Annotated in this window: 16 protein-coding genes; 3 read left to right on the forward strand and 13 right to left on the reverse strand. The window is 56.3% G+C overall.

Annotation, left to right across the window (positions count from 1 at the left end; all coding sequences use genetic code 11):
• Positions 1 to 111 precede the first annotated feature (111 nt).
• Entirely contained in the window at positions 112 to 1,188 is a 1,077-nt protein-coding gene (locus K2F33_RS05775) for a DUF4037 domain-containing protein (protein ID WP_263881227.1), read from the forward strand.
• 290 nt (positions 1,189 to 1,478) lie between these two features.
• Here K2F33_RS05775 and K2F33_RS05780 read toward each other — a convergent pair whose 3' ends face one another.
• Positions 1,479 to 2,540 carry an LLM class flavin-dependent oxidoreductase gene (locus K2F33_RS05780; protein WP_076172216.1) on the reverse strand — a complete coding sequence of 354 codons (1,062 nt, stop codon included), beginning with the start codon at positions 2,538 to 2,540 and terminating at the stop codon, positions 1,479 to 1,481.
• 156 nt (positions 2,541 to 2,696) lie between these two features.
• Positions 2,697 to 3,284 carry an NAD(P)H-dependent oxidoreductase gene (locus tag K2F33_RS05785; RefSeq protein ID WP_089549560.1) on the reverse strand — a complete coding sequence of 196 codons (588 nt, stop codon included), beginning with the start codon at positions 3,282 to 3,284 and terminating at the stop codon, positions 2,697 to 2,699.
• Between the two features lie 124 nt (positions 3,285 to 3,408).
• Here K2F33_RS05785 and K2F33_RS05790 point away from each other — a divergent pair, with 124 nt between their 5' ends.
• Entirely contained in the window at positions 3,409 to 3,846 is a 438-nt protein-coding gene (locus K2F33_RS05790; RefSeq protein WP_076172220.1) for a MarR family winged helix-turn-helix transcriptional regulator, read from the forward strand.
• A 133-nt stretch (positions 3,847 to 3,979) separates the two neighbouring features.
• Here K2F33_RS05790 and K2F33_RS05795 read toward each other — a convergent pair whose 3' ends face one another.
• The 4 genes from K2F33_RS05795 to K2F33_RS05810 all read right to left on the reverse strand — a co-directional run bounded on the left by K2F33_RS05795 (position 3,980) and on the right by K2F33_RS05810 (position 7,390).
• Positions 3,980 to 4,996: an SDR family oxidoreductase gene (locus K2F33_RS05795; protein ID WP_263881228.1), complete on the reverse strand. Its 1,017-nt coding sequence runs from the start codon at positions 4,994 to 4,996 to the stop codon at positions 3,980 to 3,982.
• An 87-nt stretch (positions 4,997 to 5,083) separates the two neighbouring features.
• A complete protein-coding gene (locus tag K2F33_RS05800; protein ID WP_263881229.1) occupies positions 5,084 to 5,827 on the reverse strand; it encodes a hypothetical protein in 744 nt (247 codons plus the stop codon).
• Positions 5,828 to 5,944: 117 nt separating this feature from the next.
• Positions 5,945 to 6,268, reverse strand: a complete 324-nt coding sequence (locus K2F33_RS05805; protein ID WP_244169310.1) for a DUF6944 family repetitive protein — start codon at positions 6,266 to 6,268, stop codon at positions 5,945 to 5,947.
• Positions 6,269 to 6,439: 171 nt separating this feature from the next.
• The gene (locus tag K2F33_RS05810) at positions 6,440 to 7,390 is read right to left on the reverse strand and encodes a bile acid:sodium symporter family protein (protein ID WP_076172226.1); all 951 of its coding nucleotides are present in this window, start codon (positions 7,388 to 7,390) and stop codon (positions 6,440 to 6,442) included.
• 330 nt (positions 7,391 to 7,720) lie between these two features.
• Here K2F33_RS05810 and K2F33_RS05815 point away from each other — a divergent pair, with 330 nt between their 5' ends.
• On the forward strand, positions 7,721 to 8,758 hold the full coding sequence (locus tag K2F33_RS05815; protein WP_263881230.1) for a C40 family peptidase: 1,038 nt from the start codon (positions 7,721 to 7,723) through the stop codon (positions 8,756 to 8,758).
• A 117-nt stretch (positions 8,759 to 8,875) separates the two neighbouring features.
• Here K2F33_RS05815 and K2F33_RS05820 read toward each other — a convergent pair whose 3' ends face one another.
• From K2F33_RS05820 to K2F33_RS05850, 7 genes are all read right to left on the reverse strand, one after another.
• On the reverse strand, positions 8,876 to 10,270 hold the full coding sequence (locus K2F33_RS05820) for a sugar porter family MFS transporter (RefSeq protein WP_263881231.1): 1,395 nt from the start codon (positions 10,268 to 10,270) through the stop codon (positions 8,876 to 8,878).
• A 329-nt stretch (positions 10,271 to 10,599) separates the two neighbouring features.
• Positions 10,600 to 11,949 (reverse strand): AraC family transcriptional regulator, encoded by a 1,350-nt coding sequence (locus K2F33_RS05825; protein ID WP_076172230.1) that lies wholly within the window; start codon positions 11,947 to 11,949, stop codon positions 10,600 to 10,602.
• Positions 11,924 to 13,408: a sensor histidine kinase gene (locus K2F33_RS05830; RefSeq protein WP_076172232.1), complete on the reverse strand. Its 1,485-nt coding sequence runs from the start codon at positions 13,406 to 13,408 to the stop codon at positions 11,924 to 11,926. The genes K2F33_RS05825 and K2F33_RS05830 overlap by 26 nt, the downstream gene beginning before the upstream one ends.
• Positions 13,405 to 14,394: a sugar-binding protein gene (locus K2F33_RS05835; protein WP_076172234.1), complete on the reverse strand. Its 990-nt coding sequence runs from the start codon at positions 14,392 to 14,394 to the stop codon at positions 13,405 to 13,407. The genes K2F33_RS05830 and K2F33_RS05835 overlap by 4 nt, the downstream gene beginning before the upstream one ends.
• Positions 14,395 to 14,694: 300 nt before the next feature.
• On the reverse strand, positions 14,695 to 15,702 hold the full coding sequence (gene pdxA / locus K2F33_RS05840) for a 4-hydroxythreonine-4-phosphate dehydrogenase PdxA (RefSeq protein ID WP_076172582.1): 1,008 nt from the start codon (positions 15,700 to 15,702) through the stop codon (positions 14,695 to 14,697).
• A gap of 2 nt (positions 15,703 to 15,704) precedes the next feature.
• Entirely contained in the window at positions 15,705 to 17,003 is a 1,299-nt protein-coding gene (locus K2F33_RS05845) for a four-carbon acid sugar kinase family protein (RefSeq protein WP_263881232.1), read from the reverse strand.
• Between the two features lie 39 nt (positions 17,004 to 17,042).
• Positions 17,043 to 18,005, reverse strand: a complete 963-nt coding sequence (locus tag K2F33_RS05850) for a 2-keto-3-deoxygluconate permease (protein ID WP_076172238.1) — start codon at positions 18,003 to 18,005, stop codon at positions 17,043 to 17,045.
• Between the last annotated feature and the right edge of the window lie 41 nt (positions 18,006 to 18,046).

Consider the following 18,046-nt stretch of genomic DNA (forward strand, 5'->3'; position numbering starts at 1 on the left):
CGTTGTCTATGGTAAGTCCCTTGAATAACCGGGCAGAACAACGAAAGGGGATAGCGCATCACTAGCCCGACAACCTGCGTGTTTCCCCGCTAATCAGGAGGATGGGAAACCTTGAATTTATTTATTCCCGGATTAAAATTATCTCAGTTGTTTTATGAAGAAGTTGTCAGCAAGCTGATCCAATGCCCGCACGCAGCGGCTTTAATCGGCGAGGGTTCCGAGGTGCTGGGGTATGACCAGCCGCGCTCCACCGATCACAGCTGGGGACCGAGGCTGCACATTTTCGTTTCAAGGGCCGAGGTCGAAATGGTGAGCATGCGCGTCGACAGCGGGCTGCCGGACAGCTTTAAGGGATATCCCGTGCGGTTCTTTTCTTGGCAGAACGGGACGATTCAGCACCATGTCCACGTGACGACTCTGGAGGACTGGCTGGCATCGCAGCTCCGCATCCATGGACCGGACCCGCTCACTCCGCAGCAGTGGCTGTCCCTCCCGCAGCAGCATCTGCTGCAGTTTACGGCAGGCGCCGTGTTCCATGACGATGCCGGTGAGCTGACCCGAATGCGCGAGCGGCTTGCGTGGTATCCGCAGGATATTTGGCTCTGGATGCTGGCGTCCCAGTGGCATTTGATCGGCAATATGCAGCCGCTTATAGGCAGGACAGCCGAAGCAGGCGACTTTCGTGGCTCCGCTTTGATCGCCTGCACCCTGGTCCGCCGAATGATGGAGATGTGCTTTCTGCAGGAGCGGACGTACTGGCCTTACCCCAAATGGTTCGGAACAGCCTTCTCGCGGCTTGCGGCTGCCCCCACGGTGGGTCCGGTTCTTGACGGTATCCTGGCCGCTGCCGACACGGAGAGCCGGGGGCAAGCCGTCAATCAGGCGCTGATCCAGCTGGCCGAGCGGCATAATGCACTTGGGATCACCCCGGAAATCCCCCCGCAGATTGGGGATTTTCAGGTCGGGATTAACGGTGCTGTCCGGCCGTATCCCGTCTTGAACGCGGGAAGCTATGTCGAGGCGTGCCGGAAGGCGATCGCTGATTCCGCCATGGCCCGCCTTGTCCCGACCGGGGCGATCGATCAGCTGACGCACGCGGATGACGCGCTGATTAACTTCACTTCCTGGCCGGAGCGCTTGAATGATGGCTACGCGCAGGAATTGAACAGCCCTGCCGGCTCGGAGTAAATGCTGCCTGGCAAAAGTGCATCTCTTTCACCTGTACGCTGGCAAGCAAAGGCTTGAACGTACAAAAAAGAGGGGGACTTATCCCCCTCTTTTTTTGGTAGTTATTGAAATAAAATGTGTGGACACGCAGCAGCTGGCGGCACTGAAGCGCAGCGTTAAGCCGTTTGCTCAGGGCACCCGTGTGCCCGCGGCTTTCTATCCCTCCTGAGCATACTCGCCCGCTAACCAGGCTAGCCAACCGCATTATCTCTTCCGCTGTTTGTATACCCGCGAGGTCCCGGCCAAATGCCTTACTCCTTCGGCTCTCCCGCGGCTTCCCATTTCGCAATCTCCTCGCGCACGAGCGGCGCCACCTCGGTTCCGAGCAGCTCAATGGCGCGCATCACGAGATGATGCGGCATCGAACCGACCGGCACGTGAAGCATAAAACGCGTGACGCCCACGTTTTTGCGGAGATGGATGATCTTCCGGGCGACCGTCTCCGGATCGCCGACGTACAGGGCGCCTTCGAAGCTGCGGGCGTTGTCGAAGCTGTTGCGGTCATAATGGCCCCAGCCCCGCTCCCGTCCCAGCACATTCATGCTGTACTGGGTGGAAGGGAAGAACAGGTCGGCGGCCTTCTCCGTATCCTCGGCGATAAAGCCGTGCGAATGGGAGCCCACCGCCAGCTTCGACACGTCGTGTCCCGCGTGGGCAGCCGCCCGCTTGTACAGCTCCACCAGCGGCGCAAACTGCGTCGGTCTGCCTCCGATAATGGCCAGCACCAGCGGCAGGCCCAGGAGGCCGGCACGGATGACCGACTCCTGGTTGCCCCCGCTGCCGATCCAGACGGGCAGCGGATCCTGAACCGGGCGCGGATACACGCCCAGGTTGTGAATCGCCGGGCGGTGGCGGCCCTCCCAGGTCACCTTTTCCGAAGACCGGATTTTGAGCAGCAGCTCCAGCTTCTCGTCAAACAGCTCGTCGTAATCGTTCAGATCGTAACCGAACAGCGGGAACGATTCGATAAAGGACCCCCGGCCCGCCATAATTTCGGCGCGTCCGTTTGAAATTCCGTCGACCGTAGCAAAATCCTGAAAGACCCTCACCGGGTCGGCCGATGACAGCACCGTGACCGCGCTGCTGAGCCGGATTCGCCGGGTCTGCGGCGCAGCCGCCGCCAGCACGAGCGCCGGCGAGGACGCGGCATAGTCCTTCCGGTGGTGCTCACCTACTCCGAATACGTCCAGCCCCACCTGATCGGCAAGCACAATTTCCTCCACTACTTCGCGCAGACGCTGCGCGTGGCTGATGACCTCACCCGTCTCTACGTCCGGTGTCGTTTCCACAAAGGTACTGATGCCTATTTCCATGGGATCCCCCTAGTTCAATAGATTGGTATACTCTAACCGACCGCCGCAGCGGCCCATTTTTTTCTTAATTGCGTATATCTTTATATTGAACTATTTTCGGGTCCATTTCAAGCCTTCCCGCAAAAATCCCCATTCGCCTTCCTGCTCCATCCCCGATCAACGCGCGACGGTTCTAAAATACCGATACACCCGGTCCAGCTTCGCCTCATGCTTGCCCTTGGGACTTTCCATATTTCCGAACTCAAAAAATTTGACCCGCTTGATGCCTACGAACCGGAACAGCGCCTTCCGCATCAGCACTTTGTGTGCGTTATTCAGCCAAAACAGAGGATATAACGCCGGCCCTTTCATGGAGGAGATGCATACGACCGATCTGCCCTTCAACAGCCCTTCCGGCAGCAACCCGCCCTTGTCCCTGTAAGCGAAGCCCGAAGCAAACATCTGGTCGATGAATCCGAGCAGCATGGCCGGCGGCCGGCCCCACCAAATCGGGTAGACCAGGACGATTTTATCCGCCCACAGCAGCATCTCCCGATACTTCTCCAGCGCTGGGTCCTTGTGCATATCCCGTCTCCGTTTGGTCTCATTAAAGATCAGAACCGGATTAAAGCCCTCTTCATAGAGGTCGAGCGTCCGGATTTGCGAAACCGCCGGATTTTCACGGCTGCCTTCCAATACTTTCTGCAGAAACGAGTAACTTAAGCTTTGATGATTCGGATGCGTGTAAATGACCAGTACCTTCATCGTGCCACCCCATTTACTTATCATTTGATAACAAAATCCTACCACGCAGTCCTTTTGGTTGTCAAATGATAATTGTTTATTGATAATAATTTTGATATGTTCGTGAGGAAGAGGTGGTGACATCATGGATGAAAATAAGCTTTTTGACAAGTTTATTGCCTTTACGGCAGCCGTGCATCAGGTCAAGCACGAAATGACTCAAGGCATCAAACCCGAAGGTATTACGCCGGTCCAGTACAGCATGCTCGAATACATCGCCGTAAGCCAGCCGGTGACCTTGAGCCAAATCAGTGACTGCCAGCAGATGTCCATGCCGAATACGAGCCGGGAAATCAAGAAGCTGTGCGACAAGCAGTTATGTGAAAAATACGATGACCCCAGTGACCGGCGCAAACAGTATGTCCGCCTGTCCGGCGAAGGGGAGCGTGTGATGAAAGAGGCCTTCGGCCACATCGGCGCGCGGTTCCTCACCCGGCTGCAGGACGCTTCCGAGAAGGATCTGCAAGAGATCGTTCATGCGATGGACGTGCTGCACTCCCGGGTATTTTATACAGATAAATGATGATATGAAACGGCCGTATGATCTCAGGATCATGAAGACAGGGTCCTTTCCATGCAAGCGAAAAAGGCGCCTGTCTCCAGGCACCTTTTCATAAACGAAGTATATATTCTCGGCAAGTCTGCTGCCTTCTGCCTTACCCTTTAATCCGCTCAGCCGCTTCCTGCAGGGCTTGAACCACTTTATCGCACCAGCTGTCGAACTCAGGATCCTCGGTCTGGTGCTCGGGATGGGCCAGAATATACTGCACCGTCTCCTTAATCCCCTGATCCACCCGTGTGGTCGCCACAAAATCGGGAACGAGCCGCTTCAATTTGGCATTGTTAAAGACAACCGTGTTGGCCTTGTCTCCCAGCAGGCTGCCCCTGAAATTCTCCTTGCTGCAGGCATCGAGAAACTCGGATGCGACATGAACCGCATTCAGCTTCACGCCCAGAGCGTCGGCGATGATCTCGTAAATCTGGTTCCAGGTGACCGATTCATCCGATGTAATGTGCACGGACTCGCCGATCGCATGGATGTTGCCCATCAGGCCGATAAAGCCTTTGGCAAAATCCCGGTTATGTGTCATCGTCCACAGCGACGTACCGTCTCCGTGAATAATGACGGGCTTGTTCTCCAGCATCCGTTTCGCCACCTGCCAGCTGCCCTTGCTGCCATGCACGCCAAGCGGTATCGAGCGCTCATCGTACGTATGGCTTGGCCTTACGATGGTGACCGGAAAGCCCTGCTCGCGGTACTGCTTCATCAGGTAATCCTCGCAGGCGATCTTGTTCCGGGAATACTCCCAATATGGATTGGATAGCGGAGTTCCTTCGGTGATGAGGTAATCGGATAAAGGCGACTGGTATGCCGAAGCCGAGCTGATGAACATAAACTGCTTCGTACGGTCCTTGAACAGGCGGTAATCCCGCTCCAAATGCTCCGGCACAAAGGCGATAAAGTCGGCCACCACGTCAAACTGGAGATCGGCGATCAGACCGGCCACCTGCTCCTCGTCGTGAATATCGGCCTGGATGATATGTGCCCCTTCCGGCAGGGCATCATTCCGGTGTCCGCGGTTCAGCAGGTACAGCTCGCAGCCCTGCGCCAGCAGCTGCTTCGTAATGGCGGCACTGATCGTTCCCGTTCCTCCAATAAATAGCGCTTTCATAAAAAGACACCTCCATCAAGATGGTCTAGAAACTTTTGGATTCCTTAAGCCCATCCTAACGATAACACGGGAAGGCCCGCCAGACAATCAAGAGAAGTAACGACGCAGGCTCTTTTTCATCTCTGCTTTCCGTGCGGCAAACTGTTTGTGCCGATGGCCGTTGGCCCCCGAAGGGTGGGGAAAGCCCCATAGGCACTTCCTGGCGTCCAACACTCCCTGCTCGGCTAGAAGCCGGAGGATGCCTTCCACGGCTATTCCAAGCGGAATGATGAAGGGGAGATCCGGAAAAACACTCAGCTCTTCGGTGATGCTGGCTACCGCCGTGTCCCTTAGACTTGGAGTCCCCAGCAGACCCGGGCGGCTGCCGTTGTAATTGGCCCGGTTGACGAAGACGGGATAGCGGAGCACCGAACTGGTATGCAGCAGCTCCCGCTCTGTGCCAAATAAAGCCTCACTCGTGCGGATCCCCAAATACTCCGGCAACCCCAGCTCGTCCAGCATGGAGTTCAGGTTCGCGCGCAGACTGCCGGCAAAGCTGGCCGCCTCCTTCGCCTTCCGGCACACCGCCTCATCGCCCAATCCTTGATCCATGGCATGCCGCGCCGCTTCGTAAGCGATTCTCATCTGTGTAAAGCCGGGGGTCAAGCCCACGATAAATAGGCTCGCGGATGAATGAACATAATCATTATGGGGAGCGTAAAATGTCTCTACAAGGCCGTCTGCCGATAGACGCAGTTCCGGAATCAGAAGCTCCTCCCGGGTGAGCCGCCCGTCTGCCGGCAGTGACCGAATGGCGCGTCGGAACGTGCTCAAGGCGCTTGATAACAGCAATATCATCCCTCCAGTTATGCCAGAACGCGGGGATATGTTCGCCTGCTGTTCATACCCGATCCCGAACGTTCTCGGAAGCGGCTCCCCCGCTTAATATCCTTATCCTTGCCCCGCCGGTTAGGACCCATCCCCTGCAATCACCTCCAGCGAGTTCCCCAGGGACTGCAGCAGGTTGCCGGCGACCATCATGTCGTTCACTTTCTTGCTCGATGCAGAGCTTCTCAATCTGGCGGTTAGTTCTGCCTGTGCGGCATTGGCAATCGCCTGCATCGCATTACCGATAAGCTGCAGCTTCTCTCCTTCCTGCTGCTGCTTTTTACGGGATGAGAGCACTTTCGTCTGGCCAATGGCTGCGACATTGGTCCCCCATGCCTGAAGCCAAGCAAACGCCGCAATCTGCTCCTGAATCCTCCTTTGCTGTGACCGCATCTTTGACCGCATCGTATCCCTTCTTTCAATCTACAATCTATGAGAAGTATCTACTGCTATAACATACGCTTCTCTAGCACGGCCCGCCGATGGCGTATGACCTCCCCGATGCGGCGCCTGTCCGATTGCTAAGGAAAAGAGGCTTGTCACATGGACAAGCCTCCTGCAAGTTCTAATATTGTCTTACCGATTCTCACCCATCTCCGCCTGCTCATAGCGCCGGGCGAACCAGGTGGCCAGGAGCGAGCCGGAAATGTTGTGCCACACGCTGAATATCGCGCTCGGCACGGCGGCGACGGGGTTGAAATGAGCCGCGGCGAGCGTCGCCCCCAGGCCCGAATTCTGCATACCGGTCTCAAACAAGATCGCTTTGCGTTTGCTCAGGTTCATGCGGAAGAGCTTGGCAAACAAATAGCCAAGGGCATACCCGAGCAGATTGTGAAGAATGACGACCGCAAAAATCAGCAAACCGCTCTCGATGATTTTGGTGCGGCTGCCGGCCACGACGATCGCCACAATCAGCACAATGGCCAGGGTAGAGACGAGCGGGAGCGCCTGAGCGCTGGCTTCGGCCTGCTTTTTAAACAGGGACTTAACGATAACCCCGAGCACGATCGGCAGAATGACCACCATCAGAATGTCCTTGATGAGTGCACCGGCATCAACCGGCATCCAGCGGCCGGCCAGCAGGCTGATCAGCGCGGGCGTAGCCAGCGGTGCGATAATGGTAGACACGGAAGCGATGGATACCCCCAGCGCTACATCCCCTTTCGCCAGCAGCGTCATCACGTTGGACGAGGTACCGCTCGGACAGCATCCGACGAGGATAACGCCTACGGCGATATCCGGCGGCAGGTTTAGCACCAGCGCCAAAACATAGGCCAGCAGCGGCATAATGATGAAATGGCCAACCACGCCGATCAGCACTTCGAGTGGCCTGCGGAAAACTTCGCGAAAGTCAGCGGAGGATAAGGTCAGCCCCATGCCGAACATGACGATTCCCAAAAAGATCGAAATGTAGCCCTTTAACGGGATAAAGACATCAGGTAAAAAAAAGCCCAGACAAGCAAACAGAATGACCCAAACCGAAAACGTGCCACCGACAACCTTGCTTACTTTTGCAACAGCATTCATCTCTCCGAACCTCACTTCTTGTGTAATAAAAATCATTCTACGACAAAAGCTGTGAATCGTCTACGAATTCCGGAGAATTGGAGAGGGTTACTGTTGCAGGAATGTACTGGTGAAAAAAAGACCTCCTTCATCAAGGCGGTTAGATACAGGTCTCCGTGTAGAGCTTGTCCGTTTCATTAATTTACCAATGCTGAAGAACAAAACCAATCGCCCTCCCTCTCGTCCAACTATACAGGGACTTCTTGGTAAAGTTACCCGCCGGGAGTCCCTGTTCCTATGCGGTTCATCATCCACGAACCGTCAATCCAGTTGAAGCAAGGTGATGAGAACATGATGAGAAAAAAAGGGGCGGTTCTTGCCGGCCTGGCCGCCGCCATGATCGCAGGCACGTCGGTCTATGCGGATGCCGCTCCAGCATCCAACAAGCCGATCGCCGTCTATCTGAACGGCCAGCAGCTGCAGACCGAAGTGCAGCCGCTGAATGTCGGCGGTACGGTACTTGTGCCGATGCGCGGCCTGTTTGAGCGCCAGGGGGCTAAGCTGGCCTGGGATAACGCCACGAAGACGCTGAAGGCCACCAAGGGAGGCACCACGCTGACCTACCGGATCGGCGAGCATACCGCGAACCTGAACGGGCAAGCCCTCGAAGTGACGGTGCCCGGCCAAATCTCCGGCGGATATTCCCTCGTGCCGCTGCGCTTTGTGAGCGAAGCGCTGGGCAGCGAGGTCGCTTGGCAGCCGGATGCGCACACGGTGCGGATTACGTCCAAGGTTTCGCTTGAGACTTCTATCCGCTGGGGCGTGAACCTGCGGAGCAAGCCGGATTCAGCGAGCGATGCGACGTCACTCGGCATGCTTGCCGCCGGACAGAAGGTGCATGTCATCCGCGAGGTGAACGCCCTCTGGCTGCAAGTGGAGACGGAAAACCACCAAACGGGATACATATCGGCCAAGCCGAAATATACCGACTATGCCAGCGCCTCGCTTGCCGACATGCAGGCGGACGAGCTGATCGCTTACGGTAAGAAGTTCCTCGGGACCCCTTACGAATTCGGGGCTTCTCCGGATCAGACGAAGACATTCGACTGCTCTTCCTTTGTCAAGCGGGTTCACGAGGATGTGCTGTCGGTCGAGCTGCCTCGCGTGTCCTACGATCAGGCGAAGGCCGGCAAGGAAGTGTCCTTAAGCGATCTACGCAAAGGGGACCTGCTGTTCTTCAGCGCCCGCGGGCTGGATATCGGCCACGTTGGCATCTATATGGGCAATAATCAAATTCTGCACACGTACTCCAAAGAGCTCGGCGTTCACGTCGAAGCCCTTGACGGCCAGTGGAAAAAACGGTTCGTCACAGCGCGCCGGATTCTGTAACCCGGATCGTCGGCTGAAACCGGTGGATATCGGTAATCCATACCGATTGTATCCAACACAAAAAAGGGGAGTTTCCCAGGTTCATCGACCCGGGGAACTCCCCTTTTTATATGCGTATTATTTTCCTTGCGACCACATGGATTCCATTTCCTCCAGGGACTTTCCTTTGGTTTCCGGTACCGCGCGCCATGTAAACACGAGGCAAATCAGCGACATGACGCCGAAGATCCAGAAGGTGGCTGCCGGACCTGCCGAAGACAGCATCGGCGGGAAGGCTTGGGATACGACGTAATCGGCGATCCACAAAGCCATCGAAGCAATGGCCGTCGCAATGCCGCGGACCCGGTTCGGGAAGATCTCCGAAATGAGGACCCACACCACCGGTCCGAGCGAGATTGCAAAAGCAGCTACGTAAATCAGAATAAAGATCAGGACCAGCGGGCCGGAGCTATGTCCGGTCTGGAACGCCGTTCCGATGACGGCCAGACAGATCAGCATCGCAGCCGATCCGACCAGCATCAACGCTTTCCGTCCTACTTTATCGATCAGCCAAACGGCCAGGATCGTAAACAGGAGATTGATCACGCCGACAAAGATCGTCTGAATGAGCGCGGCGTTCGTGCCGGCACCAGTCTCTTTAAAGATCTCCGGCGCATAATACATGACCGCATTGATGCCGGTCACCTGCTGCAGAACCGCCAGTCCGACACCGACGATCAGCGCCATGCGCAGCCCCGGGCTGAACAGCTGGCGGAACGATCCTTTTTCCTGGCTAAACGACTCCTTGATATCCCGCACTTCCTGCTTCGCCAGCTCTTCGCCGTGAATTTTGAGCAGGATCGGCAGCGCTGCAGCTGCCCGGCCTTGCTTGATCAGCCATCTTGGGCTTTCCGGAACGAAGAACAGCAGCACGAGGAACAGTGCGCCGGGAATGACGCCGAAGCCAAACATCCAGCGCCAGGCACTCGACACGTCCCATGCGTCGTCACCCATGCCGGCGATCCACAGATTGATGAAGTATACGAGCGAAATGCCTGTAACCGTTGCCAGTTGGTTTAATGCGACGAGGCGGCCGCGGTATTTGGCCGGGGCGATCTCCGCATTATACAGCGGACACAAGGTGGATGTAATGCCGATGCCAACGCCGCCGATCATCCGGGCGATGATAAACCCGCTGAACGTATTCGGTATGGCCGAGCCAATGGATCCGATGATAAAAAGAAGCGCTGCCGCAATGATGACTTTTTTCCGGCCGAACTTGTCGCTCAGCATGCCGGAGAACAGGGCTCCAGGGATACAGCCGATGATCAAGCTGGAAACCGCCCAGCCTGTCTGGAAATCGTTCAAGTTAAAGCGCTTTTCCATGAAACCGATGGCGCCCGAAACCACGGCCGTATCAAAACCAAACAACAGCCCGCCCAATGCGGCTACGATGGACACCAGCGTCACGAACTTCATGCTGATCTTCTGGTTATCCTGCTCGCTGCTATGTTCCAATGTAATAGAGCTCATATATTATCCCTTCCATGTCATTTATTTGGATAGAATGAATTAAAGTCAATACAGAACTCCTTTAATTCAATCTATTTGGATAGATTGAACTACTGTTCAATGCAAACTTCTTAGTTCAATCTATTGGATGAAATCCAAGAAATCATCACTAAAAGCCTACATCCATTGTAACATGGGGGACCTTTGCATCCGCTTTCGAATCCCTTCACTTATTTGCGGTAGATCAGCATAAAATCGCTCCGTCATTCGCCTGATAAGCCTGGACTAGCACAAATTCGGCTCGCATCACAAATAAGTCCATGCCCGCATTCGGCATGGACTTTTGTCTCTCATTGGTGCTGTACTCTGTAGTCGGACGGCGTGAGGCCCGTCACTTTTTTGAATACCCGGCTGAAATAGTTCGGATCCTTATACCCCACCTGGTAACAGACCTCCTTCATGCTGTACCGGCCGTCTTTCATCAGCTCCTTGGCTTTGTCGATCCGCAGCCGGGTCACGTAGTCGATAAAGGTTTCCCCGGTCTGCTGTTTGAATACCTTGCTGAAATAGTAAGGATTCAAGTGGACATGCTCCGCCACATCCTCGAGCGACAGCTCCTCCTGAAATCGGCCCCGGATATACAGCACCGCCCGGTCCAGCATATTGGTGGTCCGCTGCTCCCGTTCTTCACGGATTTGGCGGATCGCCAATTCAACATAGGCGCTCTCTCCGGCATCGCCGGATCCGTTGATCAGCTTCTCTGCATGCGTTCCGCCGGCGCCCGAAGCCTGCACCAGGTCTTCAAAGCGGCAGATGCCGCCCCCTTCCTGATCATACCTGGAGGCGAAAACAGCCTCGTAATAAGACCGCTTGATTCCCTCCGCCCGATTTTGGACGGTTCCGATGCCGACCGGGACGGCCATCCCGCACTGCTCCCTCAGCACATCAGCCAACCGTGTGCCGAGCTCGCGGGCGCCTTCAGCCAACGCCGAGTCGCCAGTCTGCCTCGTTCCCAGCAGGAACAGGGCCATATGGCTGTGAATGAGCGAGCTGACGACCGTGCCGTAGCCGTCTTTCGGGGCTGCGTGCGCCGCCGTTTTTACGGCGTCGTACACTTTTTTCTTGGCGTCCCCCACTTCGGACAGTCCCAGCACCAAAGAACACCCTTTGTCGACCGGGAGCTGCAAAATATCCGCCAGATGGCCTGTCTCCGTCTCATTGACATGGCCCGACATCAGATGCAGCGCGATTTCCGTCTCGGCCAGCGGCAGCAGCTGAAAGAACTGCTCGCGCACCGCGAGCTCCTCATCGCGCTTGTGCTGCTCCTCCTCCAGCTCCTGCACCAGCCGGCTTAGCACGGCAACGATCTGCTCCCTTTTGGCCGGCTTGACCAGATACTCGTGCACGCCGAGGGTGATCGCCTGCTTGGCGTATTCAAAATTTTCATAAGCGGTGATGAGTACCATTTTGGCCTGCGGATTTTGGGCTTTAATTTCTTTTAATGCCTCCAGCCCCTGAATGCCCGGCATTCTCACGTCCATCATGACGATGTGCGGGCGGTGCTCTTCCGCCTTCTGTATGGCCATCCGGCCGTTCTCCGCATGGATCGTTTCAAACGTATCCGGCATCATCCGGTTCACAATCCATTCGATACCTTCCCGCTCCAGCGCTTCATCATCGGCGATCAGCAGACGATACATGGCCGTCCTCCTTTCGTGTTTCGGCAGGGATGTTTAAAAAGACCGTCGTCCCCTTCCCGGGCTCGCTGACAATGTCAATCAAATCCTTCCTGTCATAAAACAGCTCCAGGCGCTTAAACACGTTGCGGGTTCCGAGGCCCGTCGAGTGCCCTGCGGGGTGCCGGGCTTCTCCGCCTCCCTGATCCCGCAGCCGCGGTGCGTCAGTATCCAGCAGCGACCGCCGGACCTCCTCGCTCATCCCGATCCCGTTATCGGAAATGGCAATCCGTGTTCCGCCCGGCACGGCAGAAACTGCAAGCCGAACCTCGGCCCCCTCTTCCATACCTTCGATGCCGTGCACGAACACGTTCTCCAGCAGCGGCTGAAGCGTGAGCACCGGCACGAGTACATCCAGAGCCTTCTCGTCGATGTCCGTGACGAACCGGATGCGGTCGCGAAAGCGGGCCTGCTGAATCGTAAAATACTCCTTCGCATGCTCCACCTCATCGCGGAGCGGCACCGGCCGGTCCAGCTGGCGCAGATTGTAACGCAGCAGATTGGACATCGTGACCGTGAGATCGCTCGTCTTCTCGGCCCCTTCGATCAGCGCCAGCTTGGACAGCACGTTCAGGGAATTGAACAGGAAGTGAGGATTGATCTGGTTTTGCAGCACCTCAAGCTCCAGCTCCTTGACGAGCCGGTCCTTTTCCAGCCCTTCTTTTTCCTTGCGGATCAGTGATTTCAAATTGTCCTGCATCTGCACGAAAGCCTCAGACAGAATCCGAAACTCGTCGCGGCTCTTCATCACCGGCGGTTTCACCTGCAGGTTGCCGTCCGAAATTTGCCGGGCTGTCCGGACCAGCTGCCGGATCGGTCTGGTGATGCGGAGGGAGATCCAGTAAGCCAGCAGGACGCTGATCAGCGTGCTGAATATAAACAAGGCGACGCCCCATTGGTTCATCCGGTCGGTCTGCGCCAGAATGCTCCGGTAGAGGGGCTGATAATAGCTCAGCTCCTGGTCGATCAGCCGGTACGCCTCTTCCTGGATGAAACCGGCCGTCTTCTCCGCCGCCGCATAGGAGTTGGCGTATGCCAGCGGGGTCTTGCCGCTTAACGCCTGCAGGATGCCGGATTCCTGCGCAAGAAACGTCTCCAGCAGGTTGCGGTAGCTCCGTACGCTCAGCTCCGTGGTCGGAATGGCGTCCTGGGCGTTCAGTTCCGCCTGGAGCTTTCGCAGCTGACTCTGATGCTCCTGATAGATTTGCCGGCTCCGCTCGCTCCGGTCCGTCAGATACACATTGACCGCGCTTAAATTGCTGCGGGTCTCCGCATCGATTTGTTTGTATAGTAATACCCGGTCCAGCATCATATTATAGCTCTGCTGAACGGTTCGCCCGCTTTGAAAAATAAAAAACGATACGGCGTTCGTCAGGACAAATAAAGCGGGGATCACTATGAGCAGCATCCGGCGCATGTTCATGGGCCGGCCACCTCCAGCTTCAGCGCCGCCTTGTCCAAGACACTCGTCGGAATAAAATGCTCGGCCGCAAAGGACTTGCCGTGAAAGTGCTCGTTCAGGAGGCCGATCGACCGGGCCCCCATTTCTTTCGGCGACTGCACAATGGACGCCGCGATTTCGCCCTGCTCGATCCCCTGCCGGGTCATGGCCAGGTCGTCAAAGCCGTATACGCGGATTCCCGTCCTGCCCGCAGCTTGGATGCCCTCGACGATTCCGGCCGCGTCCAGGGAGCTGAAGCCGACGATCGTCTGGATGTCCGGATGCTGCTTCAGCATCGCCTCGGCCTGCTTGGCGGCGCCGATCCGCGAAATGTTGGACGCGCGGACGTCCACGATGGCGAAGCCGGGAGCTGCAGAAATCACCGAGCGAAATCCCGCCAGGCGCAGCTGCATATTTTCGGCCCGCTCGCTTCCGATCATGACGCCGATTTTCCCTTTGCCGGCCGCTTCCTTCAGCACCAATTCGCCCATTCGTTTTCCCGCCCCCAGGTTGTCGGTTCCGACATAGGCCAGGCGGGAGCTGCCCGGTTCGTCTGCATCCACAGTGATCACCGGGATCCCTTGCCCTGTGGCTCTTTGGATCAGCGCATCGTAGTCCGGATCCACGATTCCCTGCACGAGGATGCCGTCGGGCCTGGATGCAATCGCCCTTTCCAGCAGCCTCATCTGCTCGGTGGGATTGATGCGGATCGGGCCGGTATAATCAATCCGCATCCCCAGCTTGTCCGCCGCTTCCTCCGCCCCCTGCTCCATTTCCCGCCAGAACGGGTTGTCGAGCTCCTGGGCGATCAGCACGACATGCTTAACGGACGGATCGTCGGCCCGCTGAAGCCGGATCTGTCCGACCAAATCACCGATGGTCATGGACGCGAGGAAAAACCGGACCAGAATATACGCAAAAATGAGAACAAGTACAATCAGCCCGAAGGGCCAGATTCGTTTGAGCATGAGCATCTTCCTCCTTAGCCCAAATGAGATATATCTGTAGGGATCGGCATTTTACCGTAAATGCTCCCTGTTATAACGGCCCAATATGGCCCTCTAACATTTTGATTTAGTATGCGGAAAACCAGCCGCCCCTATCATGGTTAAGGCATAGGTCCCGGGTGTTCCCATTACAACAGTATAGCATTTGAATGAAAAGCCGCTGAATGGTTTCCGAATATTTTCTGAACGATAAAGGAAAGAAACTTGGAAATAAAAAAGATGGCTCCCATCTAAGGAGCCATCTACCTCTCAATCGCGAATTTATGGTTTCTTCGGTGCCAGCTCAACCGCCTGGCGGATCGCTTCCATCATGCTCTTCTCTTCCACGATCCCTTTGCCCGCAATGTCAAAGGCGGTGCCGTGGTCTACGCTTGTGCGGATAATCGGCAGGCCGACGGTGATGTTCACGCCTGCGTCGAGGCCGAGCACCTTGACCGGTCCATGGCCTTGGTCATGATACATGGCAACGACAATGTCGAAGTCGCCGCGGACGGTGCGGAAGAACAGCGTGTCCGCAGGCAACGGTCCGACCACGTTGATGCCCTCGTCCTGGGCGCGCTGCACGGCGGGCACGACCTTCTCCTCTTCCTCGCCGTAGCCGAACAGGCCGTTCTCGCCCGCATGCGGATTGATGCCGCAGACGGCGATACGCGGCTGAGCGATGCCGGACTTCATCAGCGTCTCATGCGCCAATTGGATGACGCGGTATACGCGCTCCGGATTGATCATTTTCACCGCATCAATCAAGCCGACGTGAGTGGTGACGTGAATGACCTTGAGGTTCGGCGCCGAAAGCATCATGGAAAACTCGTTCGTTCCCGTCAGATCGGCCAAAATTTCCGTATGCCCCGGGTATTTGTGGCCGCCTTTATGCAGGGCTTCCTTGTTCAGCGGAGCGGTGCAGATCGCGTCGATCTGCTGCTTTTTCGCCAAATCGATCGCTTTAGCTAGATATTCGAACGCCGCGTGGCCGGCTTCAGCCGATACCTGTCCAAGCGGAAGGTCCTCGCTAAGCAGATTCAGATCAAGGCAGTAGACGGTGCCGTGCTCATAGTTCAGACTGCTGAGCTGGTCCTCAGTCACCGCTTCAACGTTCAGGCTGCTGTTCACATAAGCCTTGGCCCGGTTCAGAATTTTCGCATCCCCGATCACCAGCGGATGGCATAGGTCGTAAATCTCCTGGTTCTGCAGGCTCTTCAGAATAATTTCGGGGCCAACTCCGGCTCCGTCCCCCATCGTAATACCAATGACAGCTTTGGTTTCGCTCATTTTCATTCATCCTCTCCACTCATATAGATCAACGCATTCATCAAAGAACGCTCGTTACCAAATCCTCCGGCCTTCGTTACGGCCCAGTACTCTCTTGTATCCGCTCCGCCGCGCAGCTTCCCGAGCGGAAGCCCGGCCTCCACTTCGGTGCAGAGCTGCATCTGGTTCATGTTCAGCTGATTGCACACCGCCTTAGCGGTATCGCCTCCGGTCAGAACCAGGCCGTTAATGTCCTCGTATGTGCCTAAAACCTCCCGGGCGATCGCCCCGAGCTCTCTGGAAATCGTCTCGCCGATTTCGGTTTTTCCGATGGAGAGCTCGGCTTCCAGCCGCTTCGTCGCTTCTCTATTGTTGACCGACGAATCGACAAACAATACAAAATGCTTCTTGTCCGCTTCCTTGGCTAAGGAAGCCATGACGTCCGGCAGAGCGTATGTGCGCTTGATCAGCTCCACCGGGTCCAGCTCTACAAAACACGTGTCCGGCATCGACCGCACGTTCTCCAGCTGCTGCTTGGTCACCTGCGACAAGCTGGCGGACACGGTCAGCGTCTTGGTGACCCGGAGCCGGTCCTCCGGACGGTCAGCGGTTCGCTCCAGCTGAAGCGCCTCCGGCAGGTGCTCGATCAGGCCGGCCGAACCGGCCCATACCGTCTTTTTACCAGCCCGGGCAAAAACCTCGGCAATCTCTTGCAGATCTTCATCCGTCGCCGCGTCGCATATAAACCAGGTCCGCCCCAGTGCGGTATGTTCCTCGATCGTCTGCATCAGCCGTTCCGCCGGTCCATGCAACTGCGCAAGGTCGATCAAGACGATGCTCTGCTGACCCGCATACGGCCGGAACAGATTCGAGATGAAGCTGTCCTTGACCGGCGTTTTGGGATCGCGACCGAATTCGGTCTCCGAGACGCGCTGCCCGTGGACATGCTGATAACCGTCAAGGGTTTGACGGTTCATCTTCGGATATGCCGGGGCAATCACGACCACTTCCGGCTGATGAACGGAAACGACGGCTGCCAGCTCGGCAGCCACGTTCCCCCGTAAGGTCGAGTCCATTTTTTTATATACTTGATGATACCCTTGCTGATAAAACAAAGTGCTTGCTTTAGAAACGTTGTCGTGTGCTTCCTGTTCGCCTGCCGCCCGGGTGTCTGTATCGATAATGGCAACATCCCCGTTCGGCTTGGCCGGAGCAGCTTGGGAATCGAGATACACGGTTGACGTGATCCCGATCTTGGACAGCTGCACGCCGGCATCGTTAGCTCCCGTCAAATCATCTGCGATAATGTACATATGCTGCATGTTGAACGACTCCCTTACTTGATTCCTTGTCCATGCCACTTACGCCTGTGAACTCCGCCGCTGCGCCCTTCTTGCGAACCAGGTCGTCAGAAGCGGGGTCAGAATCGCCGTCACAATGACGCATGCCGTTACCTGGAGCGTTGCATCCGCAGCAATGCTGCTGTAGCCGGAGTATACCGCAGCAACCGCCATCGGAACTGCCGAAGCGTTACCCGCTGTAGACGATGCCGCAATCCCGGCCACGCCGTCGCCGCCGGTCAGACGGTCGATCAGGAACAGGACGATGCCCGTGATCACGACAACACCAATCCCCAGAATGACACCGGAGAATCCGGCTTTGACCACGTTGGTCAGGTTAATGCCGGCGCCGATCGCCAGCGAAAAGAGTGGAATGATGACATCCTGTCCCTTGCTCAGGAACTCGCGCATCTTCTCATCGAGGTTTCCGAGGATCATGCCGAGCAGAAGCGGCAGAATCGCAAAGACAAACGCCATAATCGGGAAGCTGGCCAGGCCGGCAACACCGAGAATGAGCATCGTAAAGAACGGGCCGGATTCCAGCGACATGATCGAATATGCGGCGACGTCTTCCTTTTTCTTGCCGAGCTGACCCATCAGCGCCATGTACAGGCCGCCGTTGGTGTCGGAGAATGCCGCGACGATGGCCAGAGCCGACAGCCCCAGGAACAGATTGTTCTGATCCGGGAAAATCGCTTTGATCAGCAGGGCGATCAGGAAGGTCGTACCGATTTTACCTACCCAAAGGCTGACGCCCTTCTTCAAAATGTAACCGGTTGCCTGAAACCGAATCGTCGATCCTAAGCAAATATAAAAGGCGGCAAGCAGCGCGGATGTACCGGTCAATAGACCGCCTGTAAACGAGCTCTTGAATTCCGGCATATCGAATACTTGCGGAAAGAACGTCCGAATCAGGGCGCCGATCAGCAATGGGATCAACATCATCCCGCCGGGGACTTTGTCAATGGCTGCCTTTATTTTCATGGCTGTGTCATCTCCTGTGTTGTAAATTTAAACAGTTCGTT

The organism is Paenibacillus sp. PSB04, assembly GCF_025809195.1.
Lineage (GTDB): Bacteria > Bacillota > Bacilli > Paenibacillales > Paenibacillaceae > Paenibacillus_AQ > Paenibacillus_AQ favisporus.